Source organism: Cyanobium sp. A1C-AMD (assembly GCF_024346495.1).
Lineage (GTDB): Bacteria > Cyanobacteriota > Cyanobacteriia > PCC-6307 > Cyanobiaceae > Cyanobium_A > Cyanobium_A usitatum.
On the sequence record NZ_JAGQDB010000004.1, the window covers coordinates 1 to 22,738 of the forward strand.

General features: G+C 65.4%; 24 protein-coding genes. 10 read left to right on the forward strand and 14 right to left on the reverse strand.

The window, feature by feature from the left end; genetic code table 11:
- The first annotated feature begins 79 nt into the window (after positions 1-79).
- Entirely contained in the window at positions 80-1,138 is a 1,059-nt protein-coding gene (locus KBY74_RS01430; RefSeq protein WP_254941171.1) for an FUSC family protein, read from the forward strand.
- A 4-nt stretch (positions 1,139-1,142) separates the two neighbouring features.
- Here the strand turns inward: KBY74_RS01430 and KBY74_RS01435 are convergent, their stop codons facing one another.
- Genes KBY74_RS01435 through psbP form a run of 4 tightly spaced genes read right to left on the reverse strand, consistent with a single transcriptional unit; the run spans position 1,143 to position 4,317 of the window.
- Positions 1,143-1,349, reverse strand: a complete 207-nt coding sequence (locus KBY74_RS01435) for a hypothetical protein (RefSeq protein ID WP_254941172.1) — start codon at positions 1,347-1,349, stop codon at positions 1,143-1,145.
- Entirely contained in the window at positions 1,346-2,686 is a 1,341-nt protein-coding gene (locus tag KBY74_RS01440; RefSeq protein WP_254941173.1) for an NHLP bacteriocin system secretion protein, read from the reverse strand. The genes KBY74_RS01435 and KBY74_RS01440 overlap by 4 nt, the downstream gene beginning before the upstream one ends.
- Before the next feature lie 18 nt (positions 2,687-2,704).
- A complete protein-coding gene (locus KBY74_RS01445; RefSeq protein WP_254941174.1) occupies positions 2,705-3,790 on the reverse strand; it encodes an FAD-dependent oxidoreductase in 1,086 nt (361 codons plus the stop codon).
- The gene (gene psbP / locus KBY74_RS01450; protein WP_254941218.1) at positions 3,787-4,317 is read right to left on the reverse strand and encodes a photosystem II reaction center PsbP; all 531 of its coding nucleotides are present in this window, start codon (positions 4,315-4,317) and stop codon (positions 3,787-3,789) included. Before psbP ends, KBY74_RS01445 begins: the two co-directional genes overlap by 4 nt.
- A gap of 142 nt (positions 4,318-4,459) precedes the next feature.
- On the opposite strand from psbP, the gene KBY74_RS01455 reads away from it, so the two are divergent.
- The 3 genes from KBY74_RS01455 to lipA all read left to right on the forward strand — a co-directional run bounded on the left by KBY74_RS01455 (position 4,460) and on the right by lipA (position 6,742).
- A complete protein-coding gene (locus KBY74_RS01455; protein WP_254941175.1) occupies positions 4,460-5,155 on the forward strand; it encodes a pentapeptide repeat-containing protein in 696 nt (231 codons plus the stop codon).
- Positions 5,156-5,217: 62 nt separating this feature from the next.
- Complete coding sequence (gene recR / locus KBY74_RS01460) at positions 5,218-5,796, forward strand: recombination mediator RecR (RefSeq protein WP_106632752.1); 579 nt, start codon at positions 5,218-5,220, stop codon at positions 5,794-5,796.
- A 19-nt stretch (positions 5,797-5,815) separates the two neighbouring features.
- Complete coding sequence (gene lipA, locus KBY74_RS01465; RefSeq protein WP_254941176.1) at positions 5,816-6,742, forward strand: lipoyl synthase; 927 nt, start codon at positions 5,816-5,818, stop codon at positions 6,740-6,742.
- On the opposite strand, the gene KBY74_RS01470 is transcribed toward lipA, so the two are convergent.
- Entirely contained in the window at positions 6,721-7,500 is a 780-nt protein-coding gene (locus tag KBY74_RS01470; RefSeq protein WP_254941177.1) for a J domain-containing protein, read from the reverse strand. The genes lipA and KBY74_RS01470 overlap by 22 nt on opposite strands.
- Before the next feature lie 59 nt (positions 7,501-7,559).
- Here KBY74_RS01470 and KBY74_RS01475 point away from each other — a divergent pair, with 59 nt between their 5' ends.
- The gene (locus tag KBY74_RS01475; protein ID WP_254941178.1) at positions 7,560-8,780 is read left to right on the forward strand and encodes a carbohydrate porin; all 1,221 of its coding nucleotides are present in this window, start codon (positions 7,560-7,562) and stop codon (positions 8,778-8,780) included.
- Positions 8,781-8,814: 34 nt separating this feature from the next.
- Here KBY74_RS01475 and KBY74_RS01480 read toward each other — a convergent pair whose 3' ends face one another.
- The 7 genes from KBY74_RS01480 to lysA form a co-directional block, all read right to left on the reverse strand.
- Positions 8,815-9,330 (reverse strand): hypothetical protein, encoded by a 516-nt coding sequence (locus KBY74_RS01480; protein WP_254941179.1) that lies wholly within the window; start codon positions 9,328-9,330, stop codon positions 8,815-8,817.
- On the reverse strand, positions 9,327-10,352 hold the full coding sequence (locus KBY74_RS01485; RefSeq protein ID WP_254941180.1) for a DUF952 domain-containing protein: 1,026 nt from the start codon (positions 10,350-10,352) through the stop codon (positions 9,327-9,329). Before KBY74_RS01485 ends, KBY74_RS01480 begins: the two co-directional genes overlap by 4 nt.
- A complete protein-coding gene (locus tag KBY74_RS01490) occupies positions 10,318-11,253 on the reverse strand; it encodes a rhodanese-related sulfurtransferase (RefSeq protein WP_254941181.1) in 936 nt (311 codons plus the stop codon). The genes KBY74_RS01485 and KBY74_RS01490 overlap by 35 nt, the downstream gene beginning before the upstream one ends.
- Positions 11,250-12,137, reverse strand: a complete 888-nt coding sequence (gene bioB, locus KBY74_RS01495) for a biotin synthase BioB (protein WP_396112063.1) — start codon at positions 12,135-12,137, stop codon at positions 11,250-11,252. The genes KBY74_RS01490 and bioB overlap by 4 nt, the downstream gene beginning before the upstream one ends.
- Positions 12,138-12,204: 67 nt before the next feature.
- A complete protein-coding gene (locus tag KBY74_RS01500; RefSeq protein ID WP_254941183.1) occupies positions 12,205-12,978 on the reverse strand; it encodes an isoprenyl transferase in 774 nt (257 codons plus the stop codon).
- On the reverse strand, positions 12,975-13,805 hold the full coding sequence (gene cdaA / locus KBY74_RS01505; RefSeq protein WP_106632743.1) for a diadenylate cyclase CdaA: 831 nt from the start codon (positions 13,803-13,805) through the stop codon (positions 12,975-12,977). Before cdaA ends, KBY74_RS01500 begins: the two co-directional genes overlap by 4 nt.
- 20 nt (positions 13,806-13,825) lie before the next feature.
- On the reverse strand, positions 13,826-15,214 hold the full coding sequence (lysA, locus tag KBY74_RS01510) for a diaminopimelate decarboxylase (protein ID WP_254941184.1): 1,389 nt from the start codon (positions 15,212-15,214) through the stop codon (positions 13,826-13,828).
- A gap of 27 nt (positions 15,215-15,241) precedes the next feature.
- On the opposite strand from lysA, the gene rimI reads away from it, so the two are divergent.
- From rimI to KBY74_RS01535, 5 genes are all read left to right on the forward strand, one after another.
- Positions 15,242-15,718, forward strand: coding sequence for a ribosomal protein S18-alanine N-acetyltransferase (gene rimI / locus KBY74_RS01515; protein WP_254941185.1), 477 nt, complete (start codon positions 15,242-15,244; stop codon positions 15,716-15,718).
- A gap of 179 nt (positions 15,719-15,897) precedes the next feature.
- Positions 15,898-18,450: an ATP-dependent Clp protease ATP-binding subunit gene (locus tag KBY74_RS01520; protein ID WP_254941186.1), complete on the forward strand. Its 2,553-nt coding sequence runs from the start codon at positions 15,898-15,900 to the stop codon at positions 18,448-18,450.
- Positions 18,451-18,502: 52 nt separating this feature from the next.
- A complete protein-coding gene (locus KBY74_RS01525) occupies positions 18,503-19,609 on the forward strand; it encodes an iron-containing alcohol dehydrogenase family protein (RefSeq protein WP_254941187.1) in 1,107 nt (368 codons plus the stop codon).
- On the forward strand, positions 19,606-20,499 hold the full coding sequence (locus tag KBY74_RS01530; RefSeq protein WP_254941188.1) for an alpha/beta fold hydrolase: 894 nt from the start codon (positions 19,606-19,608) through the stop codon (positions 20,497-20,499). The genes KBY74_RS01525 and KBY74_RS01530 overlap by 4 nt, the downstream gene beginning before the upstream one ends.
- Positions 20,496-21,134 (forward strand): DUF2993 domain-containing protein, encoded by a 639-nt coding sequence (locus tag KBY74_RS01535; protein ID WP_254941189.1) that lies wholly within the window; start codon positions 20,496-20,498, stop codon positions 21,132-21,134. Before KBY74_RS01530 ends, KBY74_RS01535 begins: the two co-directional genes overlap by 4 nt.
- Before the next feature lie 7 nt (positions 21,135-21,141).
- Here the strand turns inward: KBY74_RS01535 and KBY74_RS01540 are convergent, their stop codons facing one another.
- Positions 21,142-22,062: a phosphatidate cytidylyltransferase gene (locus KBY74_RS01540; protein WP_261360206.1), complete on the reverse strand. Its 921-nt coding sequence runs from the start codon at positions 22,060-22,062 to the stop codon at positions 21,142-21,144.
- A 10-nt stretch (positions 22,063-22,072) separates the two neighbouring features.
- The gene (gene cbiT, locus KBY74_RS01545) at positions 22,073-22,732 is read right to left on the reverse strand and encodes a precorrin-6Y C5,15-methyltransferase subunit CbiT (RefSeq protein ID WP_254941191.1); all 660 of its coding nucleotides are present in this window, start codon (positions 22,730-22,732) and stop codon (positions 22,073-22,075) included.
- Positions 22,733-22,738: the final 6 nt, after the last annotated feature.

The following is a 22,738-nucleotide window of genomic DNA, read 5'->3' on the forward strand; positions in this document are numbered from 1 at the left end:
AGTGCCAAGTGTTGAAACAGCTGCTCCACAGCCGGGCACTGCTCAGCGCGGGCCTGGCCCAGCTCTCGGCCTCGCAGGGATGACCAGCCCAGCCCTGAGGGACACCCTGCGCCTCGCTGCCACTGTGACGGTGGTGAACGGCTTCGCCAATCTCACCGGAGTGCCCTTTGCGCTCTACGCCTCCCTAGCGGTGCTGAGCGTCACCGTAGGCAACTACGGCAACACCCTCGAGCTCGGCCGTCAGCGATTGGTTGGCACCGCCATTGGCGCCATAGTGGTGTTCTTCGGCTACCGGGCCTGGGGGCATCTGCCGCTGGTGGTGGCGCTGCCGCTGGCCTTGCTGCTGGCCCGGCTGATCGCCGGCTCGTTGCGGCTCACCGTGGGCTACGGGGTCTGCTGCTTTGTGGTGGTGATGGGCTGGCTGACGCACGACCAGCAGCTCGACAGCTGGATCCCGCTGCGCCTGTTATGGACAGCGTTCGGCATCCTGATGGCCCTGCTCAGCCTGCGCCTTTTCTGGCCGTCTAGAGCCCGGATCCAGCAGCGCGAGGGGCTGCTGCAGCTGCTGGTGGATCTGGGACACACCCTGCTGCAGGTGGTGCAGCACCCGCCGGAAGCGATCCAATCCCAGGCGCAACGGCGCCGCCAGCTAGGGCAGCAGATCCGTAGCCTGCGCACCAGCCTGCAGGGCCTGCGCGACCAACGCCAGGGCGCCCTGCTGGAACTGGGAACACTGGCGAGCGAGCATCCTGTGGCACGGATGTGGGCACTGCTGGACCAGGCCAGCGAGGCCCTGATCCTGGATCTTGACGAGCTGCGGCGCCTACCGAATGCCGACTGGCAGGGCTGGGGCCTACGGGTCGACTACGACGCAGGCCTGGCTTTTGTGCAGGGTGTGGTCGAGCGTTTGCTGAGCTGGCGACAGCAACTGAGCGATTCAACCCAACTACAGCCACCGCCGAGCCAACCGCGTTCGACGTTGTCCTTGGAGGCCCTGCAGTCGCCCGAATCCAAGTCTGCCTACAGGCAGCTAAGTCCAGAGCAACTGCAACGGGTGGCCGCTCAGTTGATGGTGCTCAACCGCATGGATCACACCATGGAGAGCACCGAACGCCAATGGCGAGAGCTTGTGAGCTGAGCACTCAGGCGTTTGGCCGCGACGACCACCAGCGCTCGACGCGATAGAGCAGCACCACCAGCAGCACCACCAGCCAGAACCACAGCTCCGGCGGGTTGGCGTTGAACAGGATCAGCAGCAGCACCACCTCGCTGACCAGCCAGGGAAACTCCTGGCGCAGCAGGGGATTGCGGATCAGGGGAAGGGACGGCGACTTCACAGGGGAACTCATGGAACGGTGTTGGGCTGGCGCAGGGAGGGCTGGTTCCAGCGCAGATCGATCCAAGGGGTGCGGAAGCCGCCGGTGAGGGAGCGCAGGCCCGGAATTACGTAGCTGATCGGCGAGCGCCACTCCACGTAGGCATGGGTCGACACGGTGAGTCCGTCGCGGATCGGGAACACGCCACTCCCGCCCGAGAGGGTCCAGCGGTAGCCGTCCACGCTGGAGGGATCCCGCTCCAGCTCGATTTCACTGCGCATCACCGGACCGTTCTTCGTCAGCGCCTGGGCCAGCTGCGCGTTCCCGGTGGTGGTGGAAATGTCGTCTTCGGTGGCGGGCAGGGTGAGCACCTGCGTCACCTTGCCCACGATGCCGCCGAAGCGGCCGCGCTGGTTCCACTGCGGGACCACCTCCACTGGCAGCCCCAGGGGCAAGCGGCGGGCATCGGCGGGCGCGAAGTAAGCCACCACCCGCAGCGGGCGGTCTTTGGCGCTGGGTTGCTCAGGCCGGCCAATCGTGCCCAGCCGCTGGCCGGTGCCCACGGTCTGGCCAGAGATCACCTGCAGATCCAACACCGTGCCGTCCCGGTCGGCATGCACCTTGCCGTCGTAGGCGATCTTGGCATCGGTCACCTGGATCTGACGCTTGAGATCGTCGATCTGATAGCGGCGCTGCAGGGCCTGGGTCTCAATATTGAGCTTCACCTGCTGGTAGTTGGTCACCACGTTCTTCTCGTTGATTTTCACGTCGTCGAGATTCACGCTGGTGCTGGTGAGCCCCTGCTCCGCCGACACCACCTCGGTCGAGAGCGGGGCCACCACCTCGCGCTGGGCCAGGAAGTCGAGATTGCGCAGTTTGCTGGCGTACGTCGACTGCAATTCCCCGTAGCGACGGCGATCGTCGGAAAACTTGGCCAGAGACGTATCCAGGGCCCGCTTCTCGGTGAGGAGGCGCAGGGCATCGCGCTCGTCGAGCTGGGCGTTATGCCGCTCCAACTGACGCAGGTTGCCGCGCTGCTGGTCGAGCTGGCGCTCCAGCACCGGCAGATACAGCTGCATCAACACCTGGCCGCGCGCCACCGGCTGTCCCTCCTTGACGAACACCTCCCGCACCTGGCCGCCGGCACGGGCGTTGAGGATGCCGGCGTTGTCGGGATAGATCAACACGCCCATGCCTTCCACCTCGGTGGGCACTGGCCAGAACAGGGCCCAGAGCACCAGCACACCGCCCACCCCCGCCAGGCTCACGCCCACCTGGTTGTGGTCGCTGAATCCGTTCCAGCTCGCCTGAAGCCGCTGCAGGGGGCCGCGGGGCGTGGGCGCTGCTGCGGTGGGGCTGGCCTGAGTCATGGAACCCAGTTTGCAGGATTAAATGGCACTTGTCAGTCCCAGCTGCTGCAGGCGCCGCGTTGCCGCAGCTGCCGGCGCGCCCTCCAAGGCGAGGGCCTGGGCCAGCAGAGGCGCCAACACCGGCACCTGGCTAAAGCCCGCACTAAAGCCCGTAAACATCCACAACCCAGGCGCGCCTGCCAGCGGCCCCACCAGGGGCAAGCCCTCACTGCAAAAGGCCACGGCCGCTTGGCGCAAGTAACCAGGCAACGCCGCTAGCGGCGCCCCCCAGGCTTGCGCCGCTAGCTCTTGGCGCAGTTGCTGTTCCACCTCCAAAGGCGGCGGCGCGGGGCCCAGCTCCAGGCCTGGTAGCACCAGGGTGTGCTGGCCCAGCAAGGCCCCTTCTGCCCGGGGCACCAAACCGCCATCCACCAGCCACTCCGGCTGGCTCAGGCCAGCGGCGCGCCGCTCCAGAGCGACCCGACCAAAGCTGACCGGCAGCCAGGCAGCCGCTCGGCCCAGCGGCGCCGGGAAGGAGGCCAGCTGCAGCGCCGCCGCCCAGCTGCTGCGCAAGCGCTGGGGCAGGGCCGGCCAGAGCTGGCGGCAATGAGCGCCTGCCGCCAGCACCAGCTGGACAGCCGGCAGGCTGGAGCCATCACTGAGGGTCAATTCCCAACCTGCCCCAGCCTGCGGCTCCAAGCGCTCCACCCGGCCCGTTTTGCACCTCACTCCGGCCGCCGCCAGCGCCAGCGGCAAGCGCGCCGTCAGCACGGCGGAATCCACCTGGGCGAAGGGCAGCGGCCACCAGGCACTAAGGGGCCGCCATCCGACGGCAGCCCGGTGCAAACGCAAGCGGCAGGGCCGCCAGCCCAGGTCACCATGGCGTTCTTGCAGGAGCCGCCAGCGCTTCGAGGCTCCTGCCGCCAAACGAGCTAAGGGGGTTGGAGCCAGGGGCCATCCCGGCAGAGCGCCATAACTGAGCTCTGAAGCGGAGCAAAGCCCATTAATGGCGGGGGCATCGACGACCGTCACCGACGCCCCCAGCTCCCGCAACGCCAAGGCCAACAGACCACCAGCCACCCCAGCGCCAACGATCACCACATCGGCGGGGGCCGAAACCGTCACACCAGCAGGGTGAAGGAGGTGACGACCTGATGGAACATGTCCTTGACCTTGGCCCAACGAATCTCGTTGGTGCTGGCCGCAAACGTGTATAGCCGGCCGCGATCGAGCACCACGGTGGCCAACTCGTGGCGGTCGCGATCTTCAAGGTGCACGGCATATTCAAGGTCGTAGAAGGTGCGGGGACCTTCCTGCCGCTCCGACGCCTCCACCAGCTCAGCCTGGCGGCCACTGCCCTCAGGGGCAATCACCGTGCGGCGCAGCTGCTCGCCGACCGCCACGGCGCTGCCCAGCTTTTCCAAGTCATTGGTGGGATTCACCTCCGAGATCACCAGGCTGAGGGTTTCATCGCTGTTGATCAGGTCGTGGAACACCACCTGGGGGCCGCCACTCACCTGCACCCGCGTCCAACCGGTGGGATAGAGGAACGCATAGCGCCCATCGGGGCTCTGGAAACCATTGAGCCCGGCTGCCGCAGCACTGCAAGCAACCAGCAGCCCCGCCAGCACCAAGGCAACCAAACGCGGCATAAAGGCGCGTAGGCCAGCCCGATTGCAAAAACCAGCCTGATTGCAAAAAACAGCCATGGCTCAAGGCGCGTTGCGTGGCGCCATTCTGCTGGGCAGCCGAGCCCCCAGGGGTCAGCATGGGTTCCTGATCTCCAGTCTCCCCATGCCACGCCAATCCACCTGGGTGGACCGGCAGCAGCGTCGTCACGACTCCCGCTTCTTCCGCCTGCTGGACGGCTCCTTTCTTTTCCGCCTGGCCCTATCGGGTGCGGCGGCCATGGCGCTGCTGCTGGTGGTGAACAGCTACGCCACCTGCCGCAACAACCGCTGGGCCCCGGGGTGCCTTTGGCGGGATGCGGAGGCCCTGATCAGCGTCGGCAATGTGGAATCGCTGAGCATCGTGACGGCCGCCTTCCTCTACGTGCTGGAGGCTCAAAAACGGCGCCAGCGCGACAACATCGAGGCCTACGAGCTGCTGATGAACTGCAATGCCTCCGGCGTCAAATGGCTGGTGGGGCGTATTTCTGCTCTGGAAATCCTTAACAGCGCCGGGCTCCCAATCGACGGCCAGCAGCTAGCGGGCTTTGACCTACGCAATCTGCAGGCTGCCAACGGCCACTGGCACAACGTCAACCTGGAAGGGAGCGTGCTGCGCCGAGCCAACCTGGCCGGCACCGATCTGAGCGGATCCAACCTGCGCGGCGCTGATCTGCGCGATGCCGACCTGCGCAGAGCCATTTTAGTTGGGGCGGATCTTGAGGGTGCCCTGCTGGAAGGGGCTCAACTTGATGGAGCAGAACTGGATGGAGCACAACTTGATAGGGCCAGCCTCGATAGCGGTGCCCCCAATCCCAGCTGATCGAGCTGGCTGCCTAAGTTCTGAGCAATTGCGGCGGACTGCTGAGCGGCTTTACCCGCCCCCTGGCCAGGCTGATCGACCAGTTCGAGCGCTTACCTGGCATTGGCCCGCGCACGGCCCAGCGGCTTGCCCTGCACCTCTTACGCCAGCCGGAGGAGCAGGTCCGCAACTTCGCCGACGCCCTGCTGGCGGCCCGCAGCCAGGTGGGCCAGTGCAAGTGCTGCTTCCACCTCTCGGCCGAGCCGATCTGTGAGATCTGCCGCAACGAGGAGCGCGGCAACGGCCAGCTTTGTGTTGTGGCCGATTCCCGCGACCTGCTGGCGATGGAGCGCACCCGGGAGTTCAAGGGGCACTACCACGTCCTCTGCGGCTTGATCTCACCAATGGATGGCATCGGCCCAGAGCTGCTGCAGATCCAGCCCCTGGTGAACCGGGTCGACAAGGAGTCCATCACTGAGGTAATCCTGGCCCTGACACCAAGCGTCGAAGGGGATACCACTAGCCTCTATTTAGCCCGGCTACTCAAGCCCTTCACCACCGTGAGCCGCATCGCCTACGGCTTGCCCGTCGGCAGCGAGCTGGAATACGCCGACGAGGTAACCCTGGCCCGGGCATTTGAAGGCCGGCGCCAGGTGGAGTAAGCGCAAAGGTGGCCCTGTCATGACCAGCACGACCCGCTACAGCAGCATCACCCCGGCCGAACGGCTGCCCGAGTGGCTGCGGCGTCCGGTGGGCAATGCCTCAGCCCTGGAAAACGTGCAGGGATTGGTGAAGCAGCAACGGCTGCACACCATCTGCGAGGAGGGCCGCTGCCCCAACCGAGCAGAGTGCTACGCCGCTGGCACCGCCACCTTTTTGCTGGGAGGCCCGATCTGCACCCGCAGCTGCGCCTTCTGCCAGGTGGAGAAGGGCCAGGCCCCTGCCCCGCTCGATGCGGCCGAGGCGGTGCGGGTGGCCGAGGCAGTTGCCGCGCTCCGGCTCTCCTATGTGGTGCTCACGGCCGTGGCCCGCGACGACATGGCCGACCACGGCGCCCACCTATTCACCACCGCCATGGCTGCGATCCGCCAGCGAACACCCGGAGTGGGCATTGAAGTGCTCACCCCCGACTTCTGGGGCGGCCATCGCGACGAACAGGAGGGGTTGGCGGCCCAACGGCAACGGCTGGCCGCAGTGCTGGCGGCGCAGCCCGCCTGCTTCAACCACAACCTCGAAACCGTGGAGCGCCTTCAGGGGGAGGTGCGCCGGGGCGCCACCTACCGCCGCTCCCTGGGGCTGCTGGACGCTGCCCGCGAACTGGCGCCCGCCATCCCCACCAAGAGTGGGCTGATGCTGGGGCTGGGCGAAACCGAAGCCGAGGTGCTGCAGACGATGGGCGACCTGCGATCAGTCGATTGCCAGCGCCTAACCCTGGGCCAATACCTGCGCCCATCCCTTGCCCACATTCCGGTGGCTCGCTATTGGACTCCGGCTGAATTCGAACGGCTGGGAGCCATCGCCCGAGAGCTGGGGTTTGAGCAGGTGCGCAGCGGGCCGCTGGTGCGTAGCAGCTATCACGCTGCCCCTCAACCGACCAGCAATCGATAGGCCGCATCAAGGCGATGGAAGGCCGTCACCTCTCCACCTAGATCGGGGTGGTGATTTTTAGCCAGTCGCCGGTAAGCCCGCCGGATCTCGGCAGGGCTGGCACCGGGCGCCAAGCCCAGTAGTGCTAGGGCTTGCTGGCGAGGATCAGCTGCGCTGGAGGTTGTGCCAGAGCTGCCTGGGCTGCGCCGCAGCAACTCCTCCACGACCCGCATTGGGGCCTCCTCCAGCCACTCCGGAGCGCGCGGTCCATAGAGCGCAAAGGCCGCCCGCACAGCCCAACGCCAGCGGCAATGGGGTCCCCGCAAGGCCTCAACCAGCTCAGAGCCCAGGCCGGGGCAGCGGCGGTTTAGCTCCTGTTCCAGCTCGAGTCGCGGATCCCACCACTGGCTGCGCAACTCCTCCACCAAACCCCGCAAGCCAGCGGGCGGCCCCAGGCGCAGCTCCTGCCAGCGGGGATGGGATGCCATGGCGGCTCCCCAGCGCTCCAGCCGGGCCGCGGTAATCCCGTGGGAAGCGGCGGAGGTGACGCGGCTGCGGGCCCGATTGGGTGACCAGGCTTGCTGGGGCGACCAATCGTGCTGCTGCGACCAAGCGTGCTGGTCCAACTGCTGCCTCAGAGCCCGCACCTCCCGGCGCAGGCTCTCGTTTTCGGCCAGCAGCTCCTCCAGATTGGCCGTAACCGGAGGGGAGGTGGCAGAGGGGCGCCAGTGGCGGGGATCAAAACCCATCCAACCCCCTACCTCAACCCAGGGAGCCATTGTTGCGGAGCACGGAGATGCCAGCAGCGGCATACTTGCTCCAGCGCCGCTCCAAGCCAGTGGCAAGATCCCCCAAACGCCTGCTGGCACCCCTACTGCTGCTGGCAAGCCATGGGCTGCTGCCGTATTCAGTTTTGGCCGAGCCAGCGCCAACAGCCAGCTGGCTCGACATCGACCTCAATCTGCAGGCCCAGCCCCTGGCCAACCCCAGCGGTGGCGAGCGTCAAGGCGCCAGCTGGATGCAGCAACTCACCTTGGGGGCAACACTCAGCAGCGGGCTGGCCAAGGAGCCTCACGAGTGGCAAGAAGCCGACCACTGGCGCACCAACCTGCAGCTGATGCTGTTCAGCGGTGATGCCAACTACGCAGAGAGCCTCGGCGCCGCCTTCCCACTGCAGAGCACGGCCCACCCCACCGGCCTCTGGCTCACCGAAGCCAGCGTGGAGCGTCAGCCAGGCCAGGGCGGTATCGGAATCAAGGCCGGGGTGTTCTCGCTCAATCCGGGGTTCGTCAGTGCACCGGTGCTTGATGCCTACGTGCACTCAGCCCTCAACGACACCCTCAACCTCAGTGTTGACGGGCTGCCAATCAACCCCTACACCGCCCCTGGCCTGCAGCTGAGTTGGCGACCGGAGCCCGCCGGCCGCTGGGGCGAATGGCACTACGGCGCCTTTCTGCTGGATCCCGAATACAGCCTGGCTTCCCTATTCGGCGTCAACCCCGACCAGCAGCGCCTAAACGGCCACCTGCAGATAGTGCAATGGCGTTATGAGCGTTTACCAGGAGCGGCGGCGATGCAAAAGCCAATCCGCGCCGGCGACCAGCAAATCACTCGCCAGCTGCCACCACCCCTGCTACAGATCGCCAGCGGCTACGTGGACAACCGCAGCACAGGCAACCTGGATGGCGCCGCCATGGCCACCCTCACCATGGCGGCGCCGCTACCGCTGGGGCTCGACAACCGCTTCTGGCTGGGCGTAAACGCCGGCTTTGAGTGGGACACCAACCCCATACCCCTGTTTATCGGTGGGGGCTGGCTCAGTCAGGGGCTAGTGCCAGGCCGCCCCCTCGACGTGCTGGCCCTAGGGATCGGCGGCAGCCGCTTCAGCCCCAGCCTCTCGCCTGGCCAAAGCAGTGAAACCGTGCTCGAGCTCAACTACAGCTGGCTGGTGAACGCCAACCTCAGCCTTCAGCCGGTGCTGCAGCTGATCCTCAACCCCGATGGCAGCAACGTCGAACCGATCCTGGCGGCCGGCATCGGCTTGCAGCTGCAGTTTTGAAGCAGCTGCAAGCCGATGCCGGCTTCTAAGTTGATCAACCCAGCCCCAGCCGCCGTCCACTGCGGCGCAACACCTCTGTGCAATCGGCCCGCATCAACAGGCCAGCGCCTCCCCAGATCAGCCGGGGGGCCAAATCGGCAACGCCGGCACCGAGCTCGCGCAGGGGGCTGAAGCCCAGCTGGCGGAAGTAGCGCACCAGGCGGCGGTGCTGGGCCTCGCTGTCGCGGATGGCCAGGATCGTGGCCTGGCGGCAGGGGGTTGCCTCCAGGGCCCAGGCAAAGGTGGCCGCCCAGATCAAGGGTCCTACGGCGGCCGTGTCCTCCCCCTGCACCCGCATCGTGTCGAGCCGCAGGCCAGCGGCCGCAGGCAGGGCCCAGCCCTTCATCTCACCCAGCAGCACCAACCTCTCCCCATCCCTGCGCGCCACCCCCAGCCGCAGGCTCCAGGCCACCCCAGCTGGCCGGCCCACCTGCAGGCGCAGCAACAGACCGCGCCGACTGGCCTCGGCCTCCAGCTCGACCAGACTCGGTGCTGGCAGAGGGCTGATCATGGCCGCCACGGCTCAGCCAGCCGCACCGCCTCTGGGGGCAGGGCGCCGTAGAGATGGGGGAACAGCTCCCCGCCCGTACTGCCGGCGTTCGGGGCAGCCGGCTCAAAGCGCACCTCCAAACCGGCAGCGGCAAGGCGCTGGGGATCAATCGTGAGCAACAACACCTCAGCGGCGGGCAGATCGGCGTAGAAGCGGCTAGCGGTGGCCGGCACCTGGTGCGCTGAGCTGAGGTGGATGAAGCCCACCGATTCCAAAGCCAAGCCACGAGTAGAGCGGCGATACACGCCATCGGCCCGGGCCGCCTGCCACTCCTGCCGAAGCGCCAGGTGATAAAGCAAGCCAGGTGAGCGCCAAGGGGTCCGCGCCGCCCAGGGAAACTCCTGCACGGCCGCCAGCTCCGGAGAAGCCAAAAACCGACCCAGCCAGGCCTGGAGCGCCGCCAACTGCGGCTCGGCATCAAAACCCGCCGGATCCACCAGGCGGAACTGGCGCACGAAGGGCAGCATGGCCCAGTCGGCAAGGGAAGGGCGATCGCCGAGCAACCAGCCTCCTGCCCCCAGTTGCTCGTTCCAGCGGCGCAGGATCGTGAGGCCAGCAAGCCGGTTGGTGCTGGCTGGCTCCCCTGGATAGCGATCTGGGTATTTGAAGCGATCGAGATACTGCTTGAAGGGGCCGTCGTTGGCGGCGATCAGTGAATCCATATCGGCCAGCTGGGCAGGGCTCCAGCCCTCCAACCAGCCGAGGGGGTCGCGGCGCTCCAGGGCCCAGCGCATGATTGCCAGGCTTTCATCCAGCACCTGAGCCCCCAACACCAGCACTGGCACCGTGCCCTTGGCGGAGGCCTCCAGCAGCTCGGGGGGCTTGGCCTTGAGGCTCACCTCGCGCAACTCCAAGTCCTGGCCAGGCTGCAGGCCCGCTGCAGCTAAAGCCAGCCGCGCCCGGATCGCGTAGGGACAGCGGCGGAAGCCAAACAAAATTGGCTGGTGATCAGCCAACGGGGCGCCCACCAAGGTGGTACTCACCCCGCTGGCGGGCTCGCTCCATCTGGCGCTGACGCTCGGCGAAGCGCTGCCGATCAGCGTCGCTGAAGCGCTCGAGGCAGTGGCGACAGCTCACCCCGGCCACGTAGCTGGCCAGCGCACGATCGGCAGGTGAAAGCGGCAGGCCGCAGGCATGGCAAACGCTGTGCTCACCGGGCTCGAGCTGGTGGTTGACGGCTACTCGCTTATCAAACACAAAGCACTCGCCGCGCCAGCTACTTAGCGGCTCGGGGATCTCCTCGAGGTAGCGCAGGATGCCCCCCTCAAGGTGGTGCACCCCGGCAAAACCCTGCTGCTGCAGGTAGGCCGTGGCCTTCTCACAGCGGATGCCACCGGTGCAGAACATCGCAATCGCCCGGGGCTGGCGCTGCTCAACCAGCGGCCTGAGCTCCCGCTCCACCCACTGGGGAAACTCGCGAAAAGTTGCGGTGCCCGGATCAATCGCACCCTCAAAGCTGCCGATCGCCACCTCGTAGGCGTTGCGGGTGTCAATCACCAGGGTGTCGGGGTCGGCGATCAAGGCATCCCACTGCCCAGGGGGCACGTGGGTGCCCACCTCCGAGGCCAGATAGGGACTCACCTGGGGCTCACCCATGGTCACGATCTCGCGCTTGAGCCGCACTTTGAGCCGGTGGAAAGCCTGAATTTCCGAGCGGCTGAACTTGGCTTCCAACCGCTCCAGGCCTGCCACCTGCCGCAGCCGAGCCAGCAGCGCCTGCACGCCAGCATCTGCTCCGGCAATCGTGCCGTTTACCCCCTCAGCCGCCAGCAGGATCGTGCCGCTCACCCCCTCGGCTGCTGCCAGGTCGCCCAGCTCACGCTGCAGGTCTGGCAGGCCCTCAAGGGCGGCGAAGCGATAAAACGCCGCCACCAGCACACTCATCCGCCCACCTGCACGCCGGCGGCGGCCAGGAGCTCCCGATCGGCATCGACGGCTGGATTGGAGGTGGTGAGCAGGGTGTCGCCATAAAAAATTGAATCGGCCCCAGCGAGCAGGCAAAGAATCTGGGCTTCCCGACCCAGCTGCTCGCGGCCTGCACTGAGCCGCACCCGCGCCTGGGGCATCAAGATCCTGGCCGTGGCCACCATCCGCACCAGCTCTAGGGGGTCGACCGGCGGCAGATCTTCTAAGGGTGTGCCCTCCACCGCCACCAGGGCATTGATCGGCACACTCTCCGGGTGGGGATCCAGGTTGGCAAGCACCTGCAGCAGCCCGGCCCGGTCGGCGTCGGTTTCGCCCATGCCGATGATGCCGCCACAACAGAGGGTGATGCCGGAGCGCCGCACCCGGGCCAGGGTCTCCAGCCGCTCCTGGTAAGTGCGGGTGGTGATGATCCGGTCGTAGTGCTCGGGGCTGGTGTCGAGGTTGTGGTTGTAGGCGGTGAGACCGGCCTCAGCTAGGCGCTCGGCCTGGGAATCGCTCAGCATGCCGGCGGTCACACAGGCCTCCAGGCCCAGCTCGCGCACGCCGCGCACCATCTGCAGCATTGCCTCAAAGGGAGCGCCGTCGCGGATTTCACGCCAGGCCCAGCCCATGCAGAAGCGATGGGCCCCGGCTTGCTTGGCGGCCCGGGCCCGCTCCAGCACCGGCTCCACCTCCAGCTCCGGCCGGCCCGCCACATCGCTGCTGTTGTGCAGCGACTGGGGGCAGTAGGCGCAGTCCTCTTCGCAGCCGCCGGTCTTGACGCTGAGTAGGGAGGCCAGCTGCACGTGGTAGCCGGGGTTGGCGGCGCGGTGCACCTGCTGGGCCTGCCAAAGCAACTCCATCAGCGGCTGCTCCAACAGCGCCTGGATTTCAGAACGGGACCAGTCGTGACGCGTGATCAAGGCGAGTTCAGCAGGGTTCGACACCACCAAAGCGGCGCTGGCGGCCCTGGTAGTCGAGCAGGGCATCCAGCAGGGCCGCCTGATTGAAATCGGGCCAGAGCACATCGGTGATGTGGATTTCGGCGTAGGCGAGCTGCCAAAGCAGGAAATTGCTGATGCGCCTCTCGCCACTGGTGCGGATCAACAGATCCGGATCGCACTCACCAGCGGTGTGCAGCTCGGCGGCAAGCTGCTGCTCATCGATTGCGGCAGGATCTAGTTCCCCAGCCACGCAGCGCTGGGCCAGTCGCTGGGCAGCCCGCACCAGCTCGGCTCGGCCGCCGTAGTTGGTGCAAACGTTGAAGTGAATTCCCGTATTAGCTGCCGTGCGCTCGGTGGCATCGGCAATCAGGCGCCGCAGACCCTCTGGCAGTGGCTCAAGATCGCCAAGAAAGCGAATCCGCACCTGCTCCTGCTCCAGGGACTGAAGCTCGCGGGCCAGCACCCGCTCAAACAGGGCCATCAGAAAGCTCACCTCCTCGCCAGGGCGGCTCCAGTTTTCGGTGGAAAAGGCGTAGGCGGTGAGGGCGCCGATGCCCCAGTCGCTGCAGAGCCGCAAGGTGCGCTTAAGGGCCTCAACCCCCTCCCGGTGGCCCATCACCCGGGGCAGGTTGCGCTGCTTTGCCCAGCGGCCATTGCCGTCCATGATCACGGCCACATGGACCGGCAGGCGCGCGGGATCGAGGCCAACCGGAACGGGCTGGGAGGCTTTCGCAGTGGTGGTCGCCAGGGCGCGACTCATCCGCGTGATTCCGGCGTGTCCTTCGCCACGCTACGCCCAACAGGCAAGGCCAGGGCCTGGCTGAGCAGGTCGTGCAGACGGCTACTGGTAATTGGCCGCTCCAGGCGGCCCTGACTCGCCAGCGACAGGGTGCCGGTTTCCTCCGACACAACGATCGCGAGGCACTGATCGAAGCGCTCGGTCAGCCCTAGAGCCGCCAGATGGCGGGTGCCATAGCGGTTGATGCCCTGACGGGATAGGGGCAGGATCACACCTGCAGCGACGATGCGGTTGGCCTTCACCAGCACGGCACCGTCGTGTAGTGGCGTGTCAGCGGCGAACAGGTTGAGCAGCAAATCCACCGACAGCTTGGCGTCGAGGCCAATGCCTGGATTCAAGAAGTCTTCGGGGCGCAGGTCGCTGCCCAGATCCACAACGATCAAGCCGCCCCGGCGGGCCTGGGAAAGACGGCCGGCAGCCTCACTCAGAACCGCCACCGATCCCGACCCCAGTTGATCTTGGCTGCGGCTGCCAAACAAAACTCCGATGCGGCCGGTGCCAAGCAGCTCCATCAGCCTGCGCAGCTCCCCCTGCCAGAGAATCGCCAGGGCGAGGCTGCAGGCCAGCACCAGGGCATCAACAAGCTTGCTGGTGAGCGGCAGGTTGGCGTAGCGCTGAACCACCCAGGCCAGGGCCACCAGCAACAAATAACCCCGTAGCAGCCAGAGGGTGCGGGCTTCGGTGACCCGGCCGAGCACAAGCACGCCCAGGCCGAAGGCAAATAGCAGATCAAGGAGCAAGCGCAAATCAATCAGCCTTAGCAACTCACCCAGTTGCGGCCCGATCACGCGCACTCCAGTCGATTAATTCACCTTACCGATCGCAACCGAGTTGGCAAAACGTCGTAGCGCAGTAGGTCTTCCGGCTGCTCGCGGCGCTGCACCAAATCAGCGACCCCGTCGTGGACCAGCACCGCCGCTGGCCGAGGGATGCGGTTGTAGTTGGAGCTCATCGAGGCGTTGTATGCGCCGGTGGCAAACACAGCCAACACATCGCCACTGCCAGCTGGCGGCAGGGCCAGATCCTTGAGCAGCACGTCGCCGGATTCGCAGTGCTTACCAGCAACGGTGACGGTTTCGGTGGCCTCGGCCGTGGGGCGATCGGCCAACAACGCCGTGTATTGAGACTGGTAGGTGATCGGCCGAGGGTTGTCGCTCATGCCGCCGTCCACCGAGAGGTAGGTGCGGATGCCAGGGATGTCCTTGCGGCTGCCCACCTCGTAGAGGGTGACCCCACCGCTGGCCACCAGGGAACGCCCCGGTTCACAGAGCAGGCGGGGCAACTCCAGCCCCCGCTCCTGACAGGCCGCCGCCACCGCCTCGGCCACGGTGCGCACCCACTCAGTGATGCTCGGCGGATCGTCGCTGGTGGTGTAGCGAATACCCAGGCCACCGCCCACGTTGAGATCAACCACCGGGTGACCCAGGGAGCGGGCCAAGGCCAGGGCATCGGCCATCACGCCAGCTAGGTCGCGATGGGGCTGGAGCTCGAAAATCTGGGAGCCAATATGGGCGTGCAGCCCGGTGAGCTGGGCCCAGGAACAGGTCGCCAGGTGCTGCAGCACCGCTTCGAGCTGGTCGGGATCGAAACCAAACTTGCTATCGAGGTGGCCGGTGCGGATGTACTCATGGGTGTGGCACTCAATACCCGGCGTAAAACGCAGCATCAGCTGCACGGTTCGCTGCAAGTCAGGGGCCAGGGCAGCCAGCAGCTCAAGATCGCGCCAGTTGTCAGCCACAACCGTGACGCCCTGCTCAGCGGCGAGGGCCAGCTCTTCGCGGCTCTTGTTGTTGCCGTGCAGCACGATGCGCTCCGCCGGCATGCCCCCCTGCAGGGCGGTGAGCAACTCGCCAGCAGAAACCGCATCAAGCCCCAGGCCTTCGGATGCCACTAGGGCAGTTATGGCCAAGGAGCTATTAGCTTTGGAGGCGTAGATAGCTAGGGCATGCCCTGGGTAGTGCTCCGCGAGGGCTTCCCGGTAGGCCCGGCAGGTGCCCCGCAGGGTGGCTTCATCGAGCACATATAAAGGAGTGCCGTAATCGCGGGCCAGGTCGCTCAGCAGGCAGCCACCCACCACTAGGCGCCCCTCACTGTCGAGGGCAGTGGTGAGGGGGGTGAGATTGCGATTAGGACTATGGGGATCCCTATCGCGTTCAAAGGGATTCAGCAGCGCAACGGGCTCAGGGGAGGTCAGCATGACTGTGGCCGCGCGGGTCAAGTGAGCATGAATGTAAGGAACTACTTGGCGGCGCTGCACCTGACAGCCCTGTGTCCTGAGCACCTGGAGGCCTGCTTAATCCTCGACCAAGCCAGCCTCGGCGGCCTGTGGAACCGCGCCCAGTGGCAGAGCGAGCTGGCGGAGCAGCGACGCCCCGGGGTGGGTCTTTGGCAAGGGCAGCAGCTACTGGCCTTGGCTAGCGGTTGGCTGGTGGTTGATGAACTGCACATCACCGTGGTGGCGGTGGATCCCGAGCAGCGGCGCCGGGGCTTAGGCCAGCAGGTGCTGAAGGCCCTGCTGCTGGAGGCCGGGCAGCAGGGAGCCCTGCACGCCACCCTGGAAGTAAGCCCGGCAAACACTGCGGCAGTAGCCCTATACCGACGACTGGGCTTCCGTGATGCAGGAGTGCGTCGCGGTTACTACCGCAATGGCGAAGACGCCCTGATCCAATGGCTGCGGTTATCTGACATGAATGATGCGTAGCCATGGTGTGGATAACCGGCTTTTCTTATTGCTAATGACCGGCAATTCAGCAATTTGCATTGTTGCCTTCGAACGCCTTAGAGCCAGCCACCGCAGGGGATCTGCCTTTGATGCGGCGTAAACCACACCTCACCTGTTAACCCTGGTAGCTTGGAAGCACTTGCACCAGGCCTAGGCCCATGTTCGAGCGGTTTACCGAGAAAGCCATCAAGGTGATCATGCTGGCCCAAGAGGAGGCCCGCCGCCTTGGCCACAACTTTGTGGGCACCGAACAGATTTTGCTTGGCCTGATCGGTGAAGGCACTGGCGTTGCCGCCAAGGTGCTGAAGTCGATGGGGGTGAACCTCAAGGATGCCCGCGTTGAGGTTGAAAAAATCATCGGCAGAGGCTCCGGCTTCGTCGCCGTGGAGATCCCTTTCACTCCTCGCGCCAAGCGAGTGCTGGAACTCTCCCTAGAAGAAGCTCGCCAGCTTGGTCACAACTACATCGGCACGGAGCACCTACTGCTTGGCTTGATCCGTGAGGGTGAGGGTGTAGCTGCTCGGGTCCTGGAAAACCTTGGCGTTGACCTAGCCAAGGTGCGCACCCAGGTGATCCGCATGCTGGGAGAAACAGCCGAAGTCGCCGCCGGTGGCGGCAGCGGCAAGGGCTCCACAAAAACACCAACTCTCGATGAGTTCGGCAGCAACCTCACCCAGCAGGCCGCTGATGGCAAGCTCGATCCGGTGGTGGGTCGTCAGAACGAAATCGAGCGGGTAATACAAATATTGGGTCGTCGCACTAAGAATAATCCGGTCCTAATTGGCGAGCCTGGCGTTGGCAAAACAGCCATCGCCGAGGGCTTGGCTCAGCGGATCAATTCTGGTGATATTCCAGACATCCTCGAAGACAAGCGAGTCCTCACCCTGGACATCGGCCTGCTGGTGGCAGGCACCAAATATCGGGGTGAATTTGAGGAGCGCCTCAAAAAAATCATGGAGGAAATTCGCAGCGCCGGCAACGTGATCCTCGTGATCGATGAGGTGCATACCTTGATTGGCGCAGGTGCAGCAGAAGGTGCAATCGATGCCGCAAACATCCTCAAGCCTGCCCTAGCCCGGGGCGAACTTCAGTGCATCGGTGCCACCACCCTTGATGAGTACCGGAAACACATCGAGCGCGACGCGGCCTTGGAGCGTCGCTTCCAGCCGGTCATGGTGGGCGAGCCTTCCGTTATCGACACGATCGAAATTCTGCGCGGTCTCAAGGATCGCTACGAAGCTCACCATCGCCTCAAGATCGCCGATGAGGCCCTGATTGCGGCAGCCACCCTGGGCGACCGCTACATCTCTGATCGCTTCCTTCCAGACAAGGCAATCGACCTGGTTGATGAGGCCGGCAGCCGAGTGCGGCTGATGAATTCCAAGTTGCCGCCGGCGGCCAAGGAAGTCGACAAGCAGCTGCGCGCTGTCCAGAAAGACAAGGAACAGGCCGTGCGCGAGCAAGACTTCACCAAGGCTGGTGAGTTGCGCGATAAGGAAGTAGAGCTGCGCGAGCAGATTCGCTCGATCCTGCAGACCCGCAAAGATGAAGAGCCCGCATCCGAGGCCATGGCCGCTGAGGTCGGTAGTAGTGCACCCGTAGCGGTTTTTGAAGGCGCCGCCGAAGGCGATCGCACGCCCATGGTTACGGAGGAGGACATCGCCCACATCGTTGCCTCCTGGACTGGTGTGCCTGTTCAGAAGCTCACTGAAAGCGAGACAGCCAAGCTGCTGAACATGGAGGAGACCCTCCACCAGCGTTTGATTGGCCAAGACGAAGCCGTTAAGGCCGTGTCCCGTGCCATCCGCCGGGCCCGGGTGGGGCTGAAAAATCCCAACCGCCCGATTGCCAGCTTCATCTTCTCCGGCCCCACCGGCGTTGGCAAAACCGAGCTCACCAAGTCGTTGGCGGCTTACTTCTTCGGCAGCGAAGAAGCCATGATCCGGCTTGACATGTCGGAATTCATGGAGCGCCACACGGTCAGCAAGCTGATCGGCTCCCCTCCCGGATATGTGGGCTTCAATGAAGGTGGCCAGCTCACCGAGGCTGTGCGCCGCCGTCCCTACACCGTGGTGCTATTCGACGAGATCGAAAAAGCTCACCCCGATGTGTTCAACCTGCTGCTGCAGTTGCTCGAAGACGGTCGCCTGACCGATTCCAAGGGCCGCACGGTGGACTTTAAGAACACCCTCATAATCATGACCTCGAACATTGGTTCGAAGGTGATTGAAAAGGGCGGCGGTGGCCTTGGCTTTGAGTTCGGCGGTGGTGACGCGGATGAAACCAACTACAACCGCATTCGCTCGCTAGTCAATGAGGAGCTGAAGCAATACTTCCGCCCCGAATTCCTCAACCGCCTTGACGAAATCATTGTCTTCCGTCAGCTCAACCGCGAGGAAGTCAAAGACATTGCCGAGATCATGCTCAAAGAAGTGTTCGGCCGGATGTTGGAGAAGGGTATTGCCCTATCCGTTACTGAAGCCTTTAAGGAACGGCTGGTCGAGGAGGGCTACAACCCCTCCTACGGCGCCCGTCCCCTACGTCGAGCAGTGATGCGGCTGCTTGAAGATTCGCTGGCTGAGGAATTCCTCACCGGACGGATTGGCGATGGTGACTCCGCCCTGGTGGATGTCAATGAGGACAAGCAGGTATTTATCCGCAAGCAGGCAGCCCTGCCGGCCGAGCCGGAATTGGCTGCGGCTGCAGTTTGAGGAGATTCGGGTCTAGCCCGTACCATCACTTGGGGATGAAAGCAGCAGCGGGATGAGCAACTCCCTGAGCCAACACGCCATCGCACCTGCAGAGGTGTTGCGGGGCCCTGGAGCGTGGCTCCAGGGCATCTCGCGGCTTGCAGCCCTGGGCCAGCGCCCACTGGTGCTTGGTCGCAGCGCCGTAACAGCCCAGCTGAGGCAGCAACTAGTTGCCGACCTACACAAGGCTGGGCTCCAGCCCCACTGCGCCGAGTTGCAGTTCGACTGCTGCGAAGAAGACCTGAAAAAGGTCTCTGCGATTTGTCAAAAGCAAAGCTGCGATGCAGTTGTTGCCATTGGTGGCGGCAAGGTGCTCGATGCCGGCAAGTTGCTGGCCCACCGGCTGAGTCTGGCCTGCATCACCGTGCCCACCAGTGCGGCCACCTGCGCGGGCTGGACTGCCCTGGCAAACATCTATTCAGTTGAAGGTGCCTTTCTGGGCGATGTGGCCCTGGCCCGCTGCCCAGATCTGTTGATCTTTGACCACGACCTGGTCCGCCAAGCCCCAGCCCGCACCTTGGCAAGCGGCATCGCCGACGCCATGGCCAAGTGGTACGAGTCGTCGGTGAGTAGTGGCGCCAGCGGCGATGGCCTTGTGCAGCAAGCGGTTCAGATGGCCCGGGTGCTGCGTGACCAACTCATGCTTGAAGCTGAATTTGCCCTCCAGGATCCCCACGGCGCCGCCTGGGAGCGGGTGGCTGAAGCCTGCGGGCTCAGCGCTGGCTTGATCGGCGGTATTGGGGGAGCCCGCTGCCGCACCGTGGCTGCCCATGCCGTTCACAACGGCCTCACCCAACTGGAGGCCAGCCATGGCCGCCTACATGGCGAGAAGGTGGGCTTCGGAATCCTGGTGCAGCTGCGGCTGGAGGAGGTGCTCGGCGGCAACCAGCTCGCCGGCCAATCCCGGCGCCAGCTGCTGCCCCTGTTCCGCAAGCTCGGCCTGCCGGTGAGCCTGGAGGAGCTTGGTCTGGCTGAGGCAGGCCTGCACCAGCTGCAGCAGGCCTGCGCCTTTGCCTGCCGCGATGATTCCGATCTGCACCACCTGCCCTTTCCCGTAGGGCCCAACGACCTACTGGCCGCCCTGGTGAGCACCTGCAGCAGCGAGCGCCAGCCCGCGTGAACAGGGAGCCCACAGCCCAGCAAGCCCTGGTGGCGGCAGCGGCCAGCAGCCTGCTGGATCCCCAGGGCAGGGCCCTGGCAGCGCAGGTGCAGTGGTGGCCCCTGCCTGAACTCGGCGAGGAGGGGCCCTGGCCTGTGGCCGTGCTGGGCGAAGGGCCACCGGTGTTGCTGCTGCATGGCTTTGATAGTTCCTTCCTGGAATTCCGGCGTGTGGCCCCCCTGCTGGCCAGCGGCGTGCAGCTATTCATTCCCGACCTTTACGGCTTTGGCTTCTGCCCAAGGCCCACCGGCGGCGATTACAGCCCCAGTGGCGTGCTGCGCCACCTGGAGGTTTTGGCGAGGGAAATTGGCAGCCGCAATCCCGCCCCCCTCGGCCTGATCGGCGCCTCGATGGGTGGCTCGGTGGCGGTGGAGCTGGCCCGACGCCTGCCCGAGCAGGTGAATCGGCTACTGCTGCTGGCTCCCGCCGGCCTAACTGGCCGTCCCATGCCCCTGCCGCCCCTGCTCGATGGCCTAGGGGTGCGCTTTCTGGCCCTGCCAGGGGTGCGCCGGGGCCTTTGCCGCACCGCCTTCGCCGATCCGGACGCCGCCGTGGGAGCTGCCGAACTGGAGATCGCATCGCTGCACCTGCAAAGCCCTGGCTGGGCTGATGCCCTGCGGCGCTTTGCCCGCTCCGGTGGCTTCGCCGGCGGCGGCGCCCCCCTGCCCAACCAACCAATCACGGTGCTGTGGGGAGCCAATGACCGCATCCTGCGGGCACCCCAGAAGCGGGCGGCCCTGGCCCTGTTAGGAGAGCGGGTGCGTGAGCTGGATGCCTGCGGCCACCTTCCGCACCTCGACCAGACCTCCACCGTCGCGGCCACCTGGCTCGACGCCCCTTCCCAGCAATGAGCAGCAGCGACGACAAACCAGGCGGGCCGGTGATGCAGCTGCTGGCCAGCGGCCTGCAGCTCTGGGTGCGCCAGCAGTGCCAGTCCATCGGCAGTCTCGATATCCAGCTGCAAGGAACTGGCCTGCAACTACTGCGCGGTCGCCTGGCCGGCGTGCAACTGCTGGCCCGCCGGGTGATCTACAAAGACCTCCACTTCGAGCTGGTGGAGCTAAACAGCGGCCCCATCCAGGTGCACAGCGGCAACCTGCTCAAGGGCCAACCGCTGCAGCTGGAGCGGGCCTTCGAGATCCAGGGCCAGGTAAGCCTCACCGCCGACGGCCTCACCCGCTCCCTCAGCGCCCCCCAGTGGCGCGCTTTAGGCGATGGCCTAGGCGAAGCCCTGCTTGGCATCGTGCCCCTGGTGGAACTGCGCATGTGCCGCGACAACCTGGTGTTTGCAGCCCGGGCCCTCGGCACTCCAGACCTGGTCGAGCTGGCCACCACCGTTGTGGCAGCCAGGGGCAGCATCGAAATCAACTCCGTAGTCGGCAACGTCAGCAGCAGGCTGCCGATGGATCCCAGCATCCACATCAGTGATGCCCGCATAGAAGCAGGCATGGTGCAGCTGATTGGCACAGCCCAGGTGAGCCCTTAGGCCTGCACTAGCCCTGCAAAAGCGGCAACACCAGGGTTACCAGCGAGTAAACCACCGCCGGCACAAACAGATAGCTGTCGATTCGATCCAGGATCCCGCCATGGCCAGGGATGGCATCACCGGAATCCTTTAGGCCTGCATCGCGCTTCATCATCGATTCGGTGAGATCACCCACCAGGGCAAACAGGGCCACCACCGCACCGAGCACCGCACCGATCAGCCAGCCCCAGCTCCAGCCGATCAAGGTGCCGCCGAAAGCACCCACCGCCACAGCACAGGCCACCCCGCCCAGGGCACCCTCCACCGTTTTGCCAGGGGAGATTGGCGAAAGCGGATGGCGCCCCAGCCGGCGGCCGATCACGTAGGAGCCGATGTCGGTAGCAACGATCAGGAAGCAGGCCAGCAGGGTGAGGGCGAGCCCGGCGCTGGCGGGCCAGGGCTGGCCGGCCAGGTTGGGCGCCAGAACGTCGCCGGCCAGGTCGCGCAGACGTATCCAGTAGCTGGGCAGAAAACCCAGGTAAAACAGCCCGAAAATTGAAGCGGCGATGTCGGCGATGGTGCCGGTGACCGGCTGCAACAGCAGCCAGCCGCAGATCACCGCCCCAGAGGCCGGCAGCACCGCTGCGGCCACATCGCCGGCAAACCAACCGCCACCCAGTAAGCCACTGCCACTGGCCAGCTGGGTGGTGACCAGCAGCAGCTGCACCGCCACCAGGGTGGTTTTGGTGGCGGGCCGGATCCCCTTGAACTGGGCCATCCGGAAGAACTCCAGCAGCCCCAAGTGCACGATCACCCCTACGGCCACCGTGAACCACCAGCCCCCAAGCATCACCACCACGAAGCCAAAGCCCCCAGCCAGCCAGCCGCTCAGCAGCCGGGGCAGGGAGGTGGCGGTGCGGGGTTTAGCTGGCTGGGTAGGGGGTATCAACACGCGGCGATCAGGAGGGCTCAGAGCTAGCTGGGCGCTCGGCAGCAATCAAAAACAGTGGTTCGGCCGCAGCCAATTTGGCCTGGCTGCCGCGCCGTTGCATGCGATGCACGGTGGCCTGCACCACCTGCACATCGCGGGCCGCCAGCTGGCCCAGGGTATCGGTGGCATCCACCAAGCCCTCCAGGCTGGCGGTGCTAATCACCAAGCGCCCGCGGGGCACCAGCGCTTCCCATACCGCCAGCAGCACATCACCCAAGGGCCGTCCCACCTCCAGCAGCACCCGATCTGGGTGGGCGGGCAGCTGGTCCAGATCATCTGGCGCAGCGCCAGCGTGAATGTGCAGGTTGGTGATGCCAAAGCGGCGTCGGTTTTGCTCCAACAACTCGATGGCATCGGGGTCGCGCTCAAGGGTATGCACCGCACCCCTGGGCATCAGCCGGGCGATTTCCAGGGCCAGGGCGCCGGTGCCGCCGCCCACATCCCACACCAGGGAATCGGCGCGGGGGCGCAGATGGGCCAGCAGCATCACCCTCAGCTCCATGGGGGTGGGGCTGAAGCCCGGAGCGTCTTCAAAGGCACTATCCGGCAGCCCAGGGGTGACGAAATCCCACTGGTAGGTCGGCTGCTGGGAAGCTTGGCCTAGATCGGCCGCGGCGTTGGGATCCATCGGCCT

Coding starts and splice junctions, on each gene's coding strand:
- KBY74_RS01430 (WP_254941171.1), top strand. CDS start 80: ATGACCAGCCCAGCCCTGAGGGACACCCTGCGCCTCGCTGCCACTGTG.
- KBY74_RS01435 (WP_254941172.1), bottom strand. CDS start 1,349: ATGAGTTCCCCTGTGAAGTCGCCGTCCCTTCCCCTGATCCGCAATCCC.
- KBY74_RS01440 (WP_254941173.1), bottom strand. CDS start 2,686: ATGACTCAGGCCAGCCCCACCGCAGCAGCGCCCACGCCCCGCGGCCCC.
- psbP (WP_254941218.1), bottom strand. CDS start 4,317: ATGCCGCGTTTGGTTGCCTTGGTGCTGGCGGGGCTGCTGGTTGCTTGC.
- KBY74_RS01455 (WP_254941175.1), top strand. CDS start 4,460: ATGCCACGCCAATCCACCTGGGTGGACCGGCAGCAGCGTCGTCACGAC.
- lipA (WP_254941176.1), top strand. CDS start 5,816: ATGACCAGCACGACCCGCTACAGCAGCATCACCCCGGCCGAACGGCTG.
- KBY74_RS01470 (WP_254941177.1), bottom strand. CDS start 7,500: ATGGCTCCCTGGGTTGAGGTAGGGGGTTGGATGGGTTTTGATCCCCGC.
- KBY74_RS01480 (WP_254941179.1), bottom strand. CDS start 9,330: ATGATCAGCCCTCTGCCAGCACCGAGTCTGGTCGAGCTGGAGGCCGAG.
- KBY74_RS01490 (WP_254941181.1), bottom strand. CDS start 11,253: ATGAGTGTGCTGGTGGCGGCGTTTTATCGCTTCGCCGCCCTTGAGGGC.
- bioB (WP_396112063.1), bottom strand. CDS start 12,137: ATGGAGTTGCTTTGGCAGGCCCAGCAGGTGCACCGCGCCGCCAACCCC.
- KBY74_RS01500 (WP_254941183.1), bottom strand. CDS start 12,978: ATGAGTCGCGCCCTGGCGACCACCACTGCGAAAGCCTCCCAGCCCGTT.
- lysA (WP_254941184.1), bottom strand. CDS start 15,214: ATGCTGACCTCCCCTGAGCCCGTTGCGCTGCTGAATCCCTTTGAACGC.
- rimI (WP_254941185.1), top strand. CDS start 15,242: ATGAATGTAAGGAACTACTTGGCGGCGCTGCACCTGACAGCCCTGTGT.
- KBY74_RS01520 (WP_254941186.1), top strand. CDS start 15,898: ATGTTCGAGCGGTTTACCGAGAAAGCCATCAAGGTGATCATGCTGGCC.
- KBY74_RS01525 (WP_254941187.1), top strand. CDS start 18,503: ATGAGCAACTCCCTGAGCCAACACGCCATCGCACCTGCAGAGGTGTTG.
- KBY74_RS01535 (WP_254941189.1), top strand. CDS start 20,496: ATGAGCAGCAGCGACGACAAACCAGGCGGGCCGGTGATGCAGCTGCTG.
- cbiT (WP_254941191.1), bottom strand. CDS start 22,732: ATGGATCCCAACGCCGCGGCCGATCTAGGCCAAGCTTCCCAGCAGCCG.